Genomic DNA, 17,997 nt, shown 5'->3' on the forward strand with positions numbered 1-17,997 from the left:
AACAACCTCCCGGTTTCGTGAGGAGGCTAAGCAGAGTGGGACATTCGGGCGGACGTTGCTTGATTGCCGGTGCGATGCTGCTGGCGCTGAGCGCCGTCGGCCGCGCCGCCGACGTCCCCACCCACGATGTGGCCGGGGCGCCGGCCGCAACCCTGCTGCCGCGCTACCTGGATGCCAGGATCATCAGCTACGACGAATCCGACGACGACGAGGCGGTCCTGCCGGACGGTCCGTTCCGCGATTTCGGCTTCACCAGGACACGCACGCTCGAAGGCCGGATCACCCGGATCGCCTACGTCCTGCCGGAGACGCTCTCGACCATCGCCGTGATGAACCACTACCGCGAGGTCCTGAAGGGCGGCGGCTTTAGGGTGCTGTTCCAATGCGCCGGTCGCGACGGCTGTGGCGGCTTCAGCTTCGGCGAGGCGCTGACCGAACCGATGGCCGACGCCCACGCCGGCGACGAGGGCAACCAGATCATTGATTACCTCCATCCGGTCGGCGGCGACGTCCGCTACGTGCTGGCCACCCTGGACCGGCCGCAGGGCCGCGTGACACTCGCTTTGCTGGTGGCACGCCATCTCGACCGGCAGCCCGGCGTGTTCATCGAGACGGTGACGCAGCCCCCCGAAGGTGCAGCACTACCCGCGGAAAACGCGACCGTGATCGCATCGAGCCTGCATGTGCGCGGCAGCATCGGGCTCAGGGGGATCGCCTTTGTGGCAGGAACGGCGAGGCTCCAGCGCGACAGTCGGCCGGTGCTGGCCCAGGTTGCCGCGATGCTGCACGGCGATCCGGCGATGCGCCTGCTCGTGGTCGGCCATACCGACACCCAGCAGACGCTGGCCGAGGCGCTGAAGCTGACCTCGGCGCAGGCGCAGGCGGTGGTGGATGCTCTGCGGCGGCGCTGGAAGGTGTCGCCCGACCAGGTTGGCGCGATCGGCGTGGGTCCGGCCTGCCCGATCGCCTCGAACGTCGATCCGGCGGGGCGCGCGCTCAATCGTCGTATCGAGCTGGTCCTCCAGGCGGAGTAGGCCCTCCTCTGGGTATGCTTGTCATCGAACGGTCACGAAACTGCAACATGCCCGCCATTGCTGACGCGTAAGACCACGCCGACTGGCGGGGAACGGCCGGTTTGGACTAAGGACAGTCCATCGCCGATCGGGGACCGATCATGAACCAGCAGGGCGTGAGCAGAATGGTCGGCGACCTACAGGCGCGCAGCAGCGACGCGCCGCCGGCCGACGGCCGCACGATGATCGCGATCAAGGAGCTAAATTTCTATTACGGCGCGGTGCACGCCTTGAAGCGGATCTCGCTGGATTTCCCTGAGCGCCGTGTGACCGGGATGATCGGACCGTCCGGATGCGGCAAATCCACGCTGCTGCGCGTCCTCAACCGCATGTTCGACCTCTATGGCGGTCAGCGCGCCACCGGCGAGGTGTTGCTCGGCGGCGAAGATATCCTTGGGCCTGGCATGGACGTGAACCGGCTGCGCTCGCGGGTTGGCATGGTGTTCCAGAAGCCGACGCCGTTTCCGATGTCGATCCACGACAACATCGCGTTTGGCGTGCGGCTGCACGAGAAGCTCTCCCGCGCGGAGATGGACCAGCGTATCGAGCAGGCGCTGCGCCGTGTGGCGCTATGGGCCGAGGTCAAGGACCGGCTGCGCACGTCCGCCGCGGCCTTGTCCGGTGGCCAGCAGCAGCGGCTGTGCATTGCCCGCACCATCGCCACGCGTCCGGAGGTGATCCTGCTCGACGAGCCGACCTCGGCGCTGGATCCGATCAGCACCGCCCGCATCGAGGAGCTGCTCGACGAACTCAAGCAGGATTTCACCATCGCCATCGTCACCCACAACCTCCAGCAGGCCGCGCGCTGCGCCGACCAGGTGGCGTTCTTCTACATGGGCGAGCTGGTCGAGGTCGCCGGCGCCGACCGGCTGTTCACGGCACCCCGCGAAAAGCGCACGCAGGACTACATCACCGGCCGCTTCGGTTAGGAGACCCGTTCCCATGAGCAGCACCGACCCGCGCCATATCGTGCGCAGCTACGAGCAGGAGCTCGAGGGCTTGCGCGGCATGATCGCCCGCATGGGCGGCCTGGTGGAAAGCCAGACCGCGAACGCGATCAACGCGGTGCTCAACCGCGACGGCGAGGCCGCGCAATATGCGATGGAGCAGGACCCGGAGGTCGATGCGCTGGAGCGCGACATCGAGGGCCGCGCGATCCGTATGCTGGCACTGCGCGCGCCGATGGCCCAGGACCTGCGCGAAATCGTCTCGGTGCTGAAGGTGACGTCGGACCTCGAGCGGATCGGCGACTATGCCGCCAACATCGCCAAGCGCTCGCTGCGCCTTGGCCGCATTGGCCCGGAATCGACCATGGGCAGCCCGGCCCTGGGCGGCCTGCGCAACATGGGCCGGCTGGTGCAGGAGAACCTGCGTCTGGCGATCGACGCGCTGAGCCAGAACGACCGCGACAAGGCATTCGAGGTCTGGCAGTCCGACAAGGCGGTCGACGAGCTCTATACCGCGATGTTCCGCGAGCTGATCACCTACATGATGGAGGATCCGCGCAACATCAGTCCCTGCACGCATCTGCTGTTCATCGCCAAGAACCTGGAGCGGATCGGCGACCACTGCACCAACATCGCCGAGCACGTGCATTACGCCGTCACCGGCGAGATGCTGCCGCCGTCGCGGCCGCGTGGGGCGCCGTATACGGATCGGGACGGCGGGACATCACAGGATGGAGCGGAGTAGGGCGATGCAGACCGGAACCGAGGGCTTGAGCCGCGCCCGACCCGTGCTGCGCGACGACACGCAAAAGCCGCGCGTTCTCGTCGTCGAGGACGACCCGGCGCTGGCGGTGATGCTGCGCTACAATCTGGAGAAGCTCGGCTACCTGGTCGACGAGGCCTCCGACGGCCAGGAGGCGCTGTTGCGGATCACCGAGAGCGCGCCCGACATCGTGCTGCTCGACTGGATGCTGCCCAGCCTGTCCGGGCTCGAGGTTTGCCGTCAGGTGCGCAGGCGGCCGCAGACGCGCGACCTGCCGGTGATCATGCTCACCGCGCGGATGGAGGAGCAGGACTCGATCCGCGGCCTGAACACCGGTGCTGACGACTACATCACCAAGCCGTTCTCCACCGAGGCGCTGGCGGCGCGCATGCGCGCCCTGCTGCGACGCGCGCAGCCGCAGCCGCCGGAGCGCGCGCTGCAGTTCCACGATATCGTGCTCGACCCGGGCGAGCACCGTGTGCAGCGCGGCAGCCGGCCGGTGCATCTGGGGCCGACCGAGTATCGCCTGCTGGAGTTCCTGCTGCGCCACCCGCGCCGCGTGTTCTCGCGCGAGGATCTGCTCAACGCCGTCTGGGGTGCGGATATCCATGTCGAGGCGCGCACCGTCGACGTGCATATCCGCCGCCTGCGCAAGGCGCTGAACGGCCCGGGCGAGATGGACCTGGTGCGTACCGTGCGCTCCGCCGGCTACGCGCTCGACGTCGACGCGACAATCCCCGAGCGGACGCTGCCTCCCTGAGCGGCGGCGCCGTCGATTTGGCAATCGCTGCCGCCGCATTCGCTTCTGGTGTCACGCTCCGCGGGGTCTGGCCGCGAAAAGCTGGGGCCGACCTGCCGCCGCCGGAGGAAGTCGCACCCGACCCGCTGCGGCCGCTGCGCGACCTGCTGGAGCTGCTGCCCGAGCCGTTGCTGCTGCTCGACCGCGCCGCGTCCACGCGCCACGCTGCCATGCGCCCGATCTCCATGCGCCCCATCTCCATGCGCCATGCCAATCTCGCCGCGCGCGAATCGTTCGGCGACATACTGGCAGCCCTGCTGCGCCACCCGGCATTGGCCGATGCCGCCGCGCGCGTGCAAGGCGAGGCCGTCGTCACCACCATTGTAAAGATGGACGTGCCCGTGCGCAGGGTGCTGCGGGCCTCGCTCAAGGCGTTGCCAGCCGCGTATCCCGGCCTGCTCGTGGTGTCGCTGTCGGACCACACCCAGCAGGCGGCGATGGCGCGGATGCGCGAGGACTTCATCGCCAATGCCAGCCATGAGCTGCGCACGCCGCTGGCCAGCCTGATCGGCTTCATCGACACACTCATCGGGCCGGCGGCCGACGATCCGCCGGCGCAACGGCGGTTTCTCGCGATCATGCAGACCCAGGCCGCGCGCATGCGCCGGCTGATCGACAGCCTGATGAACCTGTCGCGCATCGAACTCAGCGAGCACGAGCGGCCGCGCGGCCATTTCGCGCTCGGCAGGGTGGCAGCGCACGTCGCGGGCGAGTTCGAGCCGCTGGTGCGCACGCGCCGGATAGCACTGGACGTAGACCTGGCCGAGGACCTGCCGATGCTGCAAGGCGACGGCGACCAGGTCGCCCAGATCGTGCAGAACCTGCTCGACAACGCCCTGAAACATGCGCGCAGCCGGATCGTGCTGTCCGCGCACCCGGCCAGCGGCACCGCGTGGCCAGCCGCCCCAGGCGTGGTGCTGACGGTCGCCGATGACGGTCCGGGGATCGCCGCCCACCATCTGCCGCGCCTCACCGAACGCTTCTACCGCGCCGAGGACGGCAATACCGGGCGGACCGGAAGCGGCCTGGGGCTGGCGATCGTCAAGCACATCGTCGGCCGCCATGCGGGCCGTCTGCTCATCGAGAGCAGCGTCGGCGAAGGCAGCCTGTTCAGCGTCTGGCTACCCTGTGCCGGTGTCACAAAACTGACCTAAATCTGTCGTCAAACCATCGCGTTACGTGCTGGCAACAATGGCTTATCGAGGGGCCGCCTGGACGGCAGGAGGGGGGCTTCTGTCGGGCACGGAACCGGATCATGAGCAGGAATGGAATTGTGAAAGGCGGACTTCTCACAGCGACCGCTCTCACCGGAGTTCTCGGCGCAAGCCTGGTCGCAGCACCTGGTGCGCGTGCGCAGGATGCCGATGCGCAGATCAATTCGATCGAGCGGCAAATCCACGCATTGCAGGGCCAGCTCAGCAGCATGAAGCACAGCCTCGCCAGACGCGACGCTGAAATCCGCGCCGCGCGCGAGGAGGCGGCCGCCGCCAACCGCCAGGCGCTGGCGATCTCGCAGCGTACCACCAACGGCTTCGGCCAGCCGATGGCGCCGCAGCCGCTCTCCGCACCGCCCGGCTACCAGGTTAATTTGGGCCCGCGCGGCACGATCCCGAAATACGGCCCCTATGTCTACGTGAACGGCGTGCCGACCCCGGTGCTCTATCCTGGACCGCCGCTCAAGCACGGCCAGTTCAAGGTTGGCGCGGTTCGAGTGACCCTTGGCGGCTTCGTCGAGGCGGCGGGCATTTTCCGTTCCCGCAATCAGACGGCTGATATCAGCAGCAGCTTTAACGGCATCCCCTACGCCAACAGCCCAAACTATCACACGCCTGAATTCCGCGAATCCGACCATCAGAGCCGCCTGTCGATCCTGGCCGAGGCCAAAGCGGACGACGTGACAGAGCTAAGCTTTTACTACGAGCTGGATTTCCAGAGCGCCGGGGCCAGCTCCAATTCGGCCGAATCCAACAGCTACACGCTGCGTCAGCGGCAGATTTTCGCAACCTACGCCCGTAAGGACTGGGACTTCTACATGCTCGGTGGCCAGGCCTGGTCGCTGGCAACCATGTACAAAACCGGCCTCACGCCACGCAAGGAAGACGCGCCGCTGACCATCGATGCGTCGTACGTGCCCGGTTTCGTTTGGACCCGAAACACCCAGCTTCGTTTTGTCAAGGGCTTCAACCACGACATGTTCGACCTCGGCGTCTCCTTCGAGAGTCCGGAGGTGAACTACTATACCGGCGGCAACGGCACCGGTTCGCTGAACGGCACCGTGCTGTCCACCAATCCCGGCGGCAGCGGACTGAACGCCACGGCCAACTACTCGATCGACGTCGCACCCGACGTCATCGTCAAGGGTACCGCGGATCCGGGCTGGGGCCATTACGAGCTGTTCGGACTCGCTCGCTTCCTGCATGACCGTACGACGCTTGCCTATCCGGGCAACAACGGCCGCAACAATACGGTGCTGGCGGGAGGCGGCGGCGCCGGCATGATCCTGCCGCTGCTCAGTCACAACAGGCTTGATTTCCAGGCGAGCGGACTGGTGGGCGAGGGCATCGGGCGTTATGGCGCATCGCAGTTGCCGGACGCGACCTTCTCGCAGACCGGCTCGCTGGTGCCGCTGCCGGAGGTCGAGGCGCTGATCGGCCTGACGAGCGACATCAACAAAGCGATCCAGCTCTATGGCTATGTCGGCACCGAGCAGATCACGCAGCGCAAGGCGTTTACCGAGCGGGGCAAGCCGTACGGATATGGCAGCCCGCTTTACAGCAATGCGGGCTGCAATATCGAGCAGCCGACAACATCGCCGTTGGCGTCTCCCTGTGTCGCCAACACGTCGGGCATCGTGCAAGGCACCGTCGGCGCCTGGTGGAAGTTCCTCAAGGGCGATTTCGGCACCATGCAGACAGGTGTGCAGTATTCCTACACCCGCAAGAATGCCTTCCAGGGTGTCGGCGGTGCGCCCAAGACCGACAGCAGCATGGCCTTCTTCAGCTTCCGCTATTATCCATTCGACTGACCCCTGTTCTCAGAACGACACCCTGGCGGTGGTCACCCAGGCGTGGTCATAGATCGGCGTCAGCGCCGGCGCCTTGGTGAGCTTGGGCGACAAGGCCTCCTGGTAGCCAACGCCCAGAATCGCCTTGACCCGCCCGGAGATCTCGAAGCGCCCCAGGATGATGCCGGGTGTGACAAACACTTGGTTCTTGCCGCCGCGCGGGCCGTCCGCCCACCAGGTCCAGTTGAACTCGACCTCCGGCCAGAAATATTGCAGCACGTGGTATTGCAGCGCCACGTTGGTGGCGACCGACGTGCCGATCTTGCCCTCCGAGCCGAGCGGGATGGTCACACCGCTGGTCGCCTGCACGTCGAAATCGCCCCACCCCTTGCCGGCGGCGATCGTTGGCGTGATTTCCCAGGCATGGTTGGTGAAGGTGTGATCGCCGATCGGCGCCTGCAGCCCCAGGAAGGCGCTGAGAATATAGTTGCCGCTCTCCTCGTCGGCGCTGAGCAGGCGCTGCTTGATCAGCAGGAACGGCCAGTCGCCGAAGCCGGAGGCGCGGTTGACACGATACCGTTCGATATAGGTCGGGGCGTTGAGGATGACCTCGTTGGTGGTGGTGGGGATCAGCTCCAATCCCTTGCCGTTGCCGAAGCTGTCCACGTCGGCGCCGTTGCCGAGCTTCTCGACATACACATCCGCCCGCACCTCCTGCTCCAGCCGCGGCGTCACCGTGACCAGCGGCGTCATCCAGTGCGGCTGGCTGTCCTGCGCCTCCCGAACGCGCTCGAACCAGTTCTCGAAATAGCGCGAGATTCCGCCCTCGTTGACACTGGCTTCCTGCGCGTGGGCGGTATCGGCCCAAGCGGCAAATCCTGCCATCACGAGGGGTATGGCAAGGGCTCGAACCTGCATGCGAAGCATCCTGCGCGCTATTCCCGTTCGGATACGACGCGAAGCTTCAGCAAGGCAAGAGGATGGGAGCGGCGCGATCAGCTTTCCGGTCGCGCCAGCCGGTCGAGGCGGTCGAGATGTGCCTTCGCGGCAACAAGAGCCGCTTTCTCACCGCACCGGTACGCGTCGATGACGTCGCGTCCGGTTTCGGTCAGCCGGGCGCCCCCGCCGCGGGGTCCGCCGGCCGAGGTGCTGACCACGTCGCGACCCACCGTGCGGTTCATATCCTCGACCAGCTCCCAGGCGCGGCGATAGGACATGCTGAAGTGCCGGCCGGCGGCGGAGATCGAGCCGAGGCGGTCGATCGCCTCGAGCAGGGCGATCTTTCCCGGACCGAGCCTGCCGCCGTTGCGCAAGGTGATTTTCAGGCTGAGCCGGAGCGGCTCCTGCTCGTGGCTTTGCATCGTCTTGGCTTGGACCCTGGACAGTTAGGAGTTTGGGCACCCCGCAAGCGTCTGTCGAGGCGGGTTAAAGCCGAATTCACTTCCCTATGCGCCGCGGCATGCGGCATCCCGCTTCGAATGCGTGTGCTGCTGATCGAGGATGACGGCAAGATCGCCCAGGACGTCCGCGAGGAGCTTGCCGCGCGCGGCTTCTCGGTCGCCATCGAGGAGACCGGGCCGGCTGGGCTGCATCGCGCGCGCCAGGGCGGCTTTGATGTCCTGGTGGTCGACCGGCTACTGCCTGGGCTGGACGGCCTCGCTTTGATCGCCCGGCTACGCGAGGAGGGCAATCGCGTGCCCGTGCTGGTGCTGAGCGCGCTTTCGGCGGTGGATGACCGGGTCAGGGGCCTGAAGGCCGGAGGCGACGACTATCTGGGCAAGCCGTTCGCGATGGAGGAGCTGGCGGCGCGGCTGGAGGCGTTGCTGCGTCGCCCGATCGAGACACGCGAGAGCGTGCTGCGGGTCGGGCCGATCGTGATGGACCTGATCGACCGACATGTCAGCCGCGGCGCGCGCGAGATCGAACTGCTGCCCCGCGAGTTCCGGCTGCTGGAGTATCTGCTCCGCCGGCCCGACCGGGTGCTGACCCGCGACATGCTGCTCGAGGATGTCTGGCGCTACCGCTTCGTCCCGCGCACCAACCTGGTCGACGTGCATATCGGCAAGCTGCGACGCAAGGTCGACGCGCCGGATGAGACACCGCTGATCCATAGCATACGCGGCGTCGGCTTCATGCTGCGGATCGGCACCTGAGCCCGCATGCGCGCAACCCAATGGCCATTGCTGCGGACCGCGACATTCCGCCTGACGGTGGGTGCCGCGCTGTTCACGGCGGCGGCCTTGCTGTTGCTCTCGGCGCTGATCTTCTGGCAGGCGACCCACTACCGGAACGCGCGCACCGACATGCTGCTCCGGCGCGAGACAAGCCTGCTGGCGGCGCAGACCATGCCGGTGCTGGATCACCAGCTCCGCAGCCGCGCCTTCGACCTGCATCTGCTGATCACCGCCTTCGGCCTGTTCAGTTCCGACCACCGGCGTCTCAGCGGCAACCTTGCGGACTGGCCGCGCGGCCTGGTGGCGGACGGCTCTCCGCACTGGATCCGTGTGGCGCCGATCGCAGCACCGGCACGCCTGGTGCGCATCCAGGCCAGCCGCCTGCCCGGGGGGGATATCCTGGTGCTGGCGCGCGGCACAGGCGAGGTCGAGGAATTGCAGCGCATTGTCTGGCATGCGCTCGCCGTCTGCGCGGTCCCCTCTCTGCTGCTGGCGGTGCTCGGCGGCGTCTGGCTGAGCCACCGGGCGATGTTGCGTGTCGGCATCATGCATCGCGCCATCGAACGGATCATGCAGGGCGACCTGCATGAGCGTCTTCCGGCCGCGCGCGAAGGCGGCGGGGATGATCTCGACCGGCTTGCCGGCAGCGTCAACCATATGCTGGGTCGGCTCGAGCATCTGCTTGACGAGATCAAGGGGGTAGGCGACGACATCGCGCATGACCTGCGCACGCCGCTCACCCGCGTACGCACACGCCTGGAGCGGGCACGCTCCGAAATGCGAGGCGCTGGTCCGCACGAAGGCGTCGCGCTGGATTCGTCGATCGAACGCGCGATCGCCGATCTCGACCAATGTTTTGCAATCATTACGGCTCTGCTGCGCATTACCGAGATCGAGAACGGCCGCAGACGAGCCGCGTTCGCGCGCATCTCGCTGAACGACATCGCGGCCAGCATGATCGACCTTTACGAGCCGGTTGCCGAGGCGGCCGGGATTACCCTGGTTGCGCAAGCTAGCGAAGCGGCTTGGACGTACGGCGATCGCGACCTGCTGATCGAGCTTGCGGCAAACCTCGTGGATAACGCGATAAAGTTTACCGCGACCGGCGGCCGTGTCGAAATCGGTGTCCGTCACGCGGGAGCACGGGCCGTGTTCAACGTCGACGACACCGGGATCGGCATTCCCGCGTCGGAGCGCGAGGCGGTGCTGGTGCGGTTCTATCGTTCCGACAAGAGCCGGCATGTGCGGGGCAGTGGGCTCGGGCTCAGCCTGGTGGCGGCAATCGCGCGCCTGCACGACGCGTCGCTCGACATCGGCGACACCATTCCTGGTGGAGAGCCGCCCGGTTGCCGGTTCAGGGTCAGCCTGGCCGCCGCCACTTTCTAAAATCTAATTTCATTGGCTTCGCCCCGGCCAGACGCTAGACGGCTCCGACAGGCACAAGGCGGGGCTGGGAATGGTACGCGGGCAATGAACGCGATTGTTTTGATCGCGTTGCGACAGAAGTTGACTTTCGTGGTGATGAGCATCCTGATCGTGCTGTTCGGCGCGATCGCGGCGCTCAGGATGCCCACGGACATCTTTCCCGCAATCCGCATCCCTGTCGTCGCCGTGGTGTGGACCTATAATGGGCTGTCGCCGGAGGATATGTCGGGCCGCGTCATCTATTATTACGAACGCGCGTTGACCACGACGGTCGGCAACATCGAGCACATCGAGAGCCAGTCCTATTACGGCCGCGGCGTTGTCAAGATCTTTTTTCAGCCGGGCACAGACATCGCCGCCGCCGAGGCACAGATCACCGCCGTATCGCAGACCGTGCTCAAGCAGATGCCGGCGGGGATCACCCCGCCGCAGGTGCTGGTCTATAACCCCTCCTCGGTGCCGGTGTTGGACCTCCAGGTGGCCGCCCGTGGGATGACCGCGTCACAGGTCTATGACATGGCGTCGAACCTGATCCGCCCGGCGCTGGTCGCGGTGCCGGGCGTCGCCATCCCCACGCCCTATGGCGGAGGCTCGCTCAACGTCGAAATCGACCTCGACCAGCAGAAGCTTCTGGCGGATGGTCTTTCGGCTGTGGATGTTGGCCATGCGTTGCGTGCTCAAAACGTCGTGCTTCCAGCGGGTGACGAGAAGATCGGCGACCTTGACTACATGGTCGAGACCAACGCCAGCCCTCTGGCGGTAGCCAGCTTCAACAGCCTGCCGGTCAAGACGGTGGGCGGCGCGGTCGTGACGCTCGGCGAGGTCGCCTACGTGCATCGCGGGCCGCCGCCGCAGATCAACGAGGTGCTGGTGCACGGCAAGCAGGCGGTGCTGATCGAAATCCTCAAAAGCGGCGACGCCTCGACGCTCGCCGTGGTCCAAGGGGTAAAGGCAAAGCTTCCCGGAATCCTGCGTACCTTGCCTCCCGGCGTGACCATCACGCCGCTCAACGACGCCTCGCAATTTGTGCGGGCCTCGGTCGACGATGTGCTCCAGGAGATGGCGACCGCTGCGGTGCTGACCGGGCTCACCGTGCTGCTGTTCCTGGGAAGCTGGCGTGCCACCGTGATCGTGGTGACCTCGATCCCGCTTGCGATCCTCGCATCGGTGCTGATGCTGTCCTGGCTCGGACAGACCATCAACGTCATGACCCTGGGCGGCCTGGCGCTCGCGGTCGGCATCCTGGTCGACAACGCGACGGTCATCATCGAGAATATCGATTCGCATCTGGAGCGCGGCGCCGAGCTGGAGGCCGGCATCATCGAGGGCGCCAATCAGATCGTCGTGCCGACCTTCGTGGCGACGTTGTGCATCTGCATCGTCTGGCTGCCGCTGTTTCAGCTCTCCGGAATTGCCGGCTATTTGTTCCTGCCGCTGGCGGAGGCGATTATTTTCGCGGTCATCGCTTCCTTTATCCTGTCGCGCACCCTGGTGCCGACGATGGCCGCCGTGCTGTTGCGCAGTGAGATCGAGCAGCACAGGCATGGCCATGCAGCACCCCCTGGCGTTGCCGCGCGCTTCCAGCATCGATTTGAGCGGGGATTTACCGGCTTCCGCGCCGGCTACAACGACCTGCTCACGCGGATCGTGGCCGTGCGCGGGCGGTTCATCGTGGCGTTCTCGGCCGCCGCGTTCGGCTCGCTGGCGCTGATCGCGGTGCTGGGGCGTGATTTCTTCCCGTCGATCAAGTCCGGGGAGATCGACATGCATATGCGCGCGCCGATCGGCACGCGGCTGTCGGAGGCCGCCAAAATCGCGGTGCTTGTGAACGGGTCGGTTCGCCATATCCTGCATGGCGCGGTATCAAACGTGGTCGATAATTGCGGCCTGCCGGTTAGCGGCATCAACCAGGCGTACAGCTCGACGGGCACAATCGGCCCGCAGGATTGCGACATCACCATCAGCCTGAAGAACCAGGAATCCCCGGTGGCGGCATACCGTTTCCGGCTGCGCCGAACCTTGCCGGGTCTCTATCCGGGCACCGTGTTCACCTTCCTGCCGGGCGACATCACCGCCAAGATCCTGAATTTCGGACTGCCGGCGCCGATCGACGTGCAGATCTCCGGCCGCGGCCAGGTCGCCAATCTGGCCTACGCCCAAAATGTCGTGGCCAAGATGCGGCACATTCCAGGCATTGCCGACGTGAACATCGAGCAGGCGTTCAACGAGCCGACGCTGCGCATCGCGGCCCGACGCGCCTTCGCCGCGCAGGCCGGGCTGACCGAGGCGGACATCGCCGACAGCACGCTGGCGACCCTGTCGGGCAGCGGCCAGACCGCACCGACCTATTGGCTGGACTCCAAGAGTGGGGTGTCGCACCTGGTCAACGTGCAGACGCCGCAGGAGCAGCTCGACTCGATCAATGCGCTGCAAACAATCCCCGTGGACGCGGCAGCCGGCGATCCGCTTGGTCAAGGTGCGCATCTGCTGGGCGGCCTGGGCAGCATCCGACAGACGGCAACACCGTTGCTGGTGTCACACTACAGCATCCTGCCGGTGATCGACATCTTCGCAACCAACCAGGAGCGCGATCTCGGCGCCGTCAATGATGCTGTCACTCGCGTCGTGGCCGGCATGAAGCAGGCGGTGCCGCGTGGCGCCAGTGTGCGTCTGCGCGGACAGGCGGAAACCATGACGGGCGCCTACAGCCAGCTTCTCGAAGGATTGGCGCTCGCGATCCTGCTTGTCTACCTGATCATTGTCGTCAATTTTCAATCCTGGCTTGACCCGTTCATCATCATCACCGCACTGCCCGCGGCACTGGCGGGGATCGTGTGGAGCCTGTTTCTCACCCATACCACATTGTCGGTCCCGGCGCTGACCGGCGCGATCATGTGCATGGGTACTGCCACCGCCAACTCCATCCTGGTGGTGGCGTTTGCGCGCGAACGGCTGGCCGAGCATGGCGACGCGGTACGCGCCGCGATCGAGGCCGGTTTCGGGCGTATCCGCCCAGTGCTGATGACGGCGCTCGCGATGATGATCGGCATGCTGCCGATGGCCTTCAGCAACACCGAGAACGCGCCGCTGGGGCGTGCCGTCATCGGCGGCCTGTTGTTCGCGACATTGGCGACCCTGCTGTTCGTACCGTGTGTGTTCGCGCTGCTCCATAATGACCGTAGCCGGGTGAGCCGAGCATGATCGTACCAAGACAGGACCTGCATCGTTCCCGCTTTCGGGCGCGCAGGCTGTTGCTGACGGCGCTTGCCGTCGTCGTAGTGGCGGCCTTCGTCGCCTGGGGCGTTATCGGGCGCAGCGAACATGTCGCCACCTTGCGCGTCGTGGCCGATGACGAGGCGACACTCAAGGTGCAGGTGATCGCGCCGGCACATGGCCCGCGCACCCGCGCCGTCTCCCTGCCGGGCACGATCAAGGCCTGGTACTCGGCGCCGATCTATGCGCAGGTCTCCGGCTATGTCGGGGCATGGTACAAGGATTACGGCGCTCCGGTGAAGCCGGGCGAGCTGCTGGCGGTCATCAACGCCCCCGGCCTGGATGAGCAGTACGCCGCCGCCAAGTCCGGCCTCGCCGTGGCGCAGTCCAAATACAAGTTGGCCGAAGTCACCGCTGGGCGCTTCAAGGCACTCTCCGGCAGTCAGGCGGTGTCGCGCCAGGAAGTCGACGTCGAGGTGGCGAGTGCCGCCTCCGAGGCGGCGCAGGTGCAGGCGGCGGAGCACAATCTCGCGCGCTACCAGGCGCTCGAGCAGTTCAAGAACGTGGTCGCTCCCTTCGCCGGCGTCGTCACCTCGCGTGACACCGATGTCGGCGACTACGTCAACGCCGCCGGTGGCGACGTCAGCGCGCATGGCCACTCCACCGAGCTGTTCACGGTCGCCGACATCCACAAGATGCGTGTCTTCGTCGCCGTGCCGCAGACCTTCTCCACCATGCTCAAGCCGGGGCTGACGGCGACCCTGTCGCTGCCGCAATATCCCGGCCGCCTGTTCAAGGCCACCTTCGATACCTCGGCGCACGCCTTCAATGCGCAGACGCGCACGGTGGTCACCGAGCTGCTGGTCGACAACCCCGACCATAAGCTCTGGCCCGGCACCTATGCCGACGTGCATTTCACCACCAGCGCCAATCCGAACATCCTGATCATTCCCGAACAGGCGCTGCTGTTCCGTGCCCAGGGTATGCAGGTCGCACTGGTCGGACCGCATAACAGGGTGCACCTGCAGGACGTAACGCTTGGCCACAACATGGGCGAGACGGTGCAAATCCTATCCGGCCTGACCCCGCAAGACCGCCTGATCAACAATCCCTCGGCCGGGCTGCTTGACGGCGAGACGGTGCGTGTGGTGCCCGGCGTCGCCGGGATCGCGCCAGCGCCGCAATTCCAGACGGCTCCAGCACTGCCCAAGCATCTGACCGAGGCACAGCGCGCCAAGGTCGAGGCCGCGCGCGCCGGAACCAGCGAGTGAAGGTTGCGGCCGTGAAGACCGGTTGCTCGCGGATCGGCCGCGCGCTTTGGCTGGCAGCACTCACCCTGCTTTCGGCCCAGCTTTCAGGATGCGATCTGGCCCCCGTTTATCGTCCGCCGTCGATGCTGCTGCCCGCCTCATACCAGGGATCGGGTCCGTTCGTGGTGGCGAACCCGCGGGACGAACTGCCGCCCGGACCGTGGTGGCGGATGTTCGGCGATCCGATCCTGGACCGCCTGGAGGCGGCACTCGCCGCAAGCAACCCGACCCTGCAGGCGGCACAGGAGGCCTATACGCAGTCGCGCGACCTGGCCGCCGAGGCGCGTTCGGGGCTATATCCGCAACTCTCGGCAAGTGGGCTACTCAGCGACAACAAGCAGTCTCGCCATCGCCTGTTCCGCGGCACCAGCGGCTTCAATCAGGAAGCGTCAAACGAGATCGCCGCTAGCGCCTCCTGGGAGCCGGATTTCTGGGACCAGATCCGCAACGAAACCCGCTTTGCCAAGAACCAGGCGCAGGCCACCGCCGCCCAGGTCGCCGCGGTCAAGCTGAGCCTTGAGGGCGCGCTCGCGTCGGACTACCTGGCGTTGCGCGGCCTCGACGCCCAGCACGGGGTCTATGTGCAGACCATCCGCTTCTACCGGAATGCGGTCGCCATCACCGGGCAGCGGCTCGCCGGCAAGATCGCCTCGGCGCTGGACGTCGCGCGCTCCGAAAACCAGCTTGCCGTGGCGGAGTCGCTCGACACCGCGACCGAGGCGCAGCGGGTGCTGCTGCAGAACGCCATAGCGGTGCTTGCCGGCGAGAACGCCATCAGCTTCGATCTGCCGGTGCAGGAGCATCCGCGCCTGCTCGAACCGCGCATTCCCGTGGGGGTGCCGTCCGAGTTGCTTGAGCGCCGTCCCGACATCGCCGCCGCCGAGCGCCGGATGGCAGCCGAGAATGCCGCCATAGGCGTTTCGCGCGCGGCATTCTACCCGAACATTCGTCTGAGCGCCCTGTCCGGGTTCCAAGATAACGGCTTCAACCTGGCCAGCCTGCCGAACAGCCTTTGGGAGATCGGCGCCGGCGCCATCCTGCCCTTGTTCGAGGGCGGATTGCGCCGCGCCGAGCTGCAACGGAGCTGGTCGGCCTACGCCCAGGCCACCGACGACTATCGCGCCACCGTGCTTGCCGCATTCCAGCAGGTCGAGGACGGACTTTCCCTGAGCCGGCTGTTCGCCACCGAGGGCCGGCAGCAGCACGCGGCCCTGCAGGCTGCGTTGCGGGCGCAGGGCATGACGTTGAAGCTCTATACCGGCGGCCTGACCAACTATCTCGATGTCACGGTGAGCCAGATCGCGGCCCTGAGTGCCGAGATCGCGCAGGCGCAGGTGACCACCAGCCGTCAGCAGGCCGTGGTCGGCCTGATCGAGGCACTCGGCGGTGGCTGGAGCACGGACGACCTGCCGACGCCGAACCAGACCCTGCCGTTCAACCCACTTGACCTAGGCGGTTCGCCCGGCAATGTTCATCAAACGCACTGATTGAGGGGCGGTCATGGCGCTCAGGGACTTGCTGGTTCATGTGGACCTCGGCGAGTCCGGGCTCGTCCGCCTCCGCCTGGCCGCGGGGCTTGCCGCGCGGCACCAGGCCCGGCTGGTGTTGCTGCATGTGCGCGAACACAACCTCTCCCAGCAGCGCCGCCTGCGGGTATCGGAACTCGGCCTAGTCTCGTCCAAGGAGGCGGAGGCCCTGAACCAGGAGATTGCCCACGAGCAGGAGGAAGGCGAGGCGCCCCTACGGTCCCTGCTTGAGCAGGTGCGACGCGATCATGGGATCGAGGCGGAGTATCGCAGCGTCGACGGCCATGCCGCCGAACTGGTCATCCAGCAGGCGCGCACCGCCGATCTCGCCATCATCGGCCACGATCTCTCCATCGGCGAGCACCAACCGGACGAGTATTCGTTCGCCGAAAGCATGCTGTTCGCCTCAGGTCGGCCGCTGCTGCTGGTGCCGGCGCGGACCGAAGCCGCGCAGCCGATTGGCCGGTGCATCGCTGTCGCCTGGAACGGCAGTCGTCCAGCGGCGCGGGCACTTTCGGATGCCATTCCGCTGATCGAGAAGGCGGACCGCGTGATTGTATTGAGCGCGCAAGCGGACAGGTCCGGGGTCAGGCCGCCATCCTCGAGCGAGCCGGTTCTGGTCAATTTGCGCTGTCATACCAGTCTCGTCGAGTCGCGTGAATTGCAGGCGCGGCATCGCGATGTGGCCGGGGTGCTGCAGACGGAGGCGCTGGCACTTGGCGCCGACATGCTGGTCGCCGGCGCCTATGGCCATGCCAGGCTCTGGGAGAAGATGCTGGGCGGCGTGACCCGCGACCTGCTCTCGGATCTGCGCCTTCCCGTCCTGATGTCGCATTGACCACGCCGCCATAGCCCACTGTTGGCAGCGGCTGCCCCGCGCGCGTACCAGTCAGCCCATAGGGCTGCTGGTGTCACTCGCTCGCCATTGGTTTACCCCCGGGCATCGGCATCTGTTTCATGTCGTCGTCCGGGGGCGCTTTCGCGACGATCGCCCTGTATTGCGCGGCATTCAGCTTCGGCAGTTGCATCACGAAGGCGGTGATCGCCCACATCTCGTGGTCGTCATGCGAACGGCCCCAGGCCGGCATGCCGCTCATCTTGATGCCGTGCTTGATCACCCAGAAAGTCCTGGCCGGGCTCATCAGATTGCCTGCGTAGAGCTTCGGCGGCTTCGGATAGAGTCCGTCGCGGGTCTCGTTGCTGTCGAAGCCGGGTGCCAGGTGGCAGCCCGAGCACATCGCGGCATACTGGCCGGCGCCGACCAGGATCATGTTCGGGTCATTCAGTGGCGGTGCCTTGATCCCCCGCGCATGCGCCGCGACCGAATGCTCGCGCACCGTATTGGCCAGCCAAAAAACCGGCCGGAAATGCGGTGAATCGGCGCCGATATCGTAGCTGCCGGACACCACATAGGCGCCGCCGACGAGAAGGCCGGTGACGACGAGCCCAACGAGCCCCAGGGACGTCTTGACGAAGGTTCTCAAACTGCATCGTCTCCCGGAAGATTGGAGTCAGGCGGCGCTTGCAATGCTGTGCGCCTGGTAGCCTTCCGCCTGGATCGCCTGCTCCAGCTTCTCGGCCGCAGCGCCACTGCTGGTGGTGACCGTCCCCGCCTTCAGATCGACCGTGACCTGAGCCGCCGGGTCGATGCCGTGGACGGCTTCGGTGACCGCGCGCTCGCAATGCGCGCATGTCATACCCTCAACCTTGAACGTCTGCATGTCCATCTCCTTCAGTTGTGCGGAGGTATATGGTGCACCCTT

At 66.2% G+C, this 17,997-nt stretch carries 16 protein-coding genes; 12 read left to right on the forward strand and 4 right to left on the reverse strand.

All coding sequences use genetic code 11. The features are described from left to right. The first annotated feature begins 59 nt into the window (after nucleotides 1–59). The 6 genes from ACQY4K_RS11665 (at nucleotide 60) to ACQY4K_RS11690 (ending at nucleotide 6,607) form a co-directional block, all read left to right on the forward strand. On the forward strand, nucleotides 60–1,034 hold the full coding sequence (locus ACQY4K_RS11665) for an OmpA family protein (protein WP_428390376.1): 975 nt from the start codon (nucleotides 60–62) through the stop codon (nucleotides 1,032–1,034). A gap of 221 nt (nucleotides 1,035–1,255) precedes the next feature. Then, nucleotides 1,256–2,002, forward strand: coding sequence for a phosphate ABC transporter ATP-binding protein PstB (gene pstB, locus ACQY4K_RS11670; RefSeq protein WP_428396089.1), 747 nt, complete (start codon nucleotides 1,256–1,258; stop codon nucleotides 2,000–2,002). Nucleotides 2,003–2,015: 13 nt separating this feature from the next. Then, a complete protein-coding gene (phoU, locus tag ACQY4K_RS11675; RefSeq protein ID WP_428390377.1) occupies nucleotides 2,016–2,765 on the forward strand; it encodes a phosphate signaling complex protein PhoU in 750 nt (249 codons plus the stop codon). Nucleotides 2,766–2,769: 4 nt separating this feature from the next. Next, nucleotides 2,770–3,543: a phosphate regulon transcriptional regulator PhoB gene (gene phoB, locus ACQY4K_RS11680; RefSeq protein ID WP_428390378.1), complete on the forward strand. Its 774-nt coding sequence runs from the start codon at nucleotides 2,770–2,772 to the stop codon at nucleotides 3,541–3,543. Nucleotides 3,544–3,560: 17 nt separating this feature from the next. Further along, nucleotides 3,561–4,736, forward strand: a complete 1,176-nt coding sequence (locus ACQY4K_RS11685) for a sensor histidine kinase (protein ID WP_428390379.1) — start codon at nucleotides 3,561–3,563, stop codon at nucleotides 4,734–4,736. A gap of 101 nt (nucleotides 4,737–4,837) precedes the next feature. Continuing rightward, nucleotides 4,838–6,607, forward strand: coding sequence for a hypothetical protein (locus tag ACQY4K_RS11690; protein WP_428390380.1), 1,770 nt, complete (start codon nucleotides 4,838–4,840; stop codon nucleotides 6,605–6,607). A 9-nt stretch (nucleotides 6,608–6,616) separates the two neighbouring features. On the opposite strand, the gene ACQY4K_RS11695 is transcribed toward ACQY4K_RS11690, so the two are convergent. Both ACQY4K_RS11695 and ACQY4K_RS11700 read right to left on the reverse strand, forming a co-directional pair. Continuing rightward, complete coding sequence (locus ACQY4K_RS11695) at nucleotides 6,617–7,504, reverse strand: transporter (RefSeq protein ID WP_428390381.1); 888 nt, start codon at nucleotides 7,502–7,504, stop codon at nucleotides 6,617–6,619. Nucleotides 7,505–7,581: 77 nt separating this feature from the next. Further along, a complete protein-coding gene (locus ACQY4K_RS11700; RefSeq protein ID WP_428390382.1) occupies nucleotides 7,582–7,947 on the reverse strand; it encodes a winged helix-turn-helix domain-containing protein in 366 nt (121 codons plus the stop codon). Between the two features lie 117 nt (nucleotides 7,948–8,064). Between ACQY4K_RS11700 and ACQY4K_RS11705 the strand changes: the two genes are divergently transcribed. The 6 genes from ACQY4K_RS11705 to ACQY4K_RS11730 all read left to right on the forward strand — a co-directional run bounded on the left by ACQY4K_RS11705 (nucleotide 8,065) and on the right by ACQY4K_RS11730 (nucleotide 17,072). After that, nucleotides 8,065–8,739: a response regulator transcription factor gene (locus tag ACQY4K_RS11705; RefSeq protein ID WP_428390383.1), complete on the forward strand. Its 675-nt coding sequence runs from the start codon at nucleotides 8,065–8,067 to the stop codon at nucleotides 8,737–8,739. A 6-nt stretch (nucleotides 8,740–8,745) separates the two neighbouring features. Next, nucleotides 8,746–10,146, forward strand: a complete 1,401-nt coding sequence (locus ACQY4K_RS11710; protein WP_428390384.1) for a sensor histidine kinase — start codon at nucleotides 8,746–8,748, stop codon at nucleotides 10,144–10,146. Between the two features lie 84 nt (nucleotides 10,147–10,230). After that, entirely contained in the window at nucleotides 10,231–13,386 is a 3,156-nt protein-coding gene (locus ACQY4K_RS11715; RefSeq protein ID WP_428390385.1) for an efflux RND transporter permease subunit, read from the forward strand. After that, nucleotides 13,383–14,669 carry an efflux RND transporter periplasmic adaptor subunit gene (locus ACQY4K_RS11720; protein ID WP_428390386.1) on the forward strand — a complete coding sequence of 429 codons (1,287 nt, stop codon included), beginning with the start codon at nucleotides 13,383–13,385 and terminating at the stop codon, nucleotides 14,667–14,669. Before ACQY4K_RS11715 ends, ACQY4K_RS11720 begins: the two co-directional genes overlap by 4 nt. Continuing rightward, on the forward strand, nucleotides 14,666–16,195 hold the full coding sequence (locus ACQY4K_RS11725; protein WP_428390387.1) for an efflux transporter outer membrane subunit: 1,530 nt from the start codon (nucleotides 14,666–14,668) through the stop codon (nucleotides 16,193–16,195). The genes ACQY4K_RS11720 and ACQY4K_RS11725 overlap by 4 nt, the downstream gene beginning before the upstream one ends. A 13-nt stretch (nucleotides 16,196–16,208) precedes the next feature. Then, a complete protein-coding gene (locus tag ACQY4K_RS11730) occupies nucleotides 16,209–17,072 on the forward strand; it encodes a universal stress protein (RefSeq protein ID WP_428390388.1) in 864 nt (287 codons plus the stop codon). Nucleotides 17,073–17,145: 73 nt separating this feature from the next. On the opposite strand, the gene ACQY4K_RS11735 is transcribed toward ACQY4K_RS11730, so the two are convergent. Beyond that, nucleotides 17,146–17,718, reverse strand: a complete 573-nt coding sequence (locus tag ACQY4K_RS11735; protein WP_428390389.1) for a c-type cytochrome — start codon at nucleotides 17,716–17,718, stop codon at nucleotides 17,146–17,148. Between the two features lie 27 nt (nucleotides 17,719–17,745). Beyond that, entirely contained in the window at nucleotides 17,746–17,955 is a 210-nt protein-coding gene (locus tag ACQY4K_RS11740) for a heavy-metal-associated domain-containing protein (RefSeq protein ID WP_428390390.1), read from the reverse strand. Between the last annotated feature and the right edge of the window lie 42 nt (nucleotides 17,956–17,997).

The sequence above is a fragment of the Lichenicoccus sp. genome, assembly GCF_965276875.1.
Classification (GTDB): domain Bacteria; phylum Pseudomonadota; class Alphaproteobacteria; order Acetobacterales; family Acetobacteraceae; genus Lichenicoccus.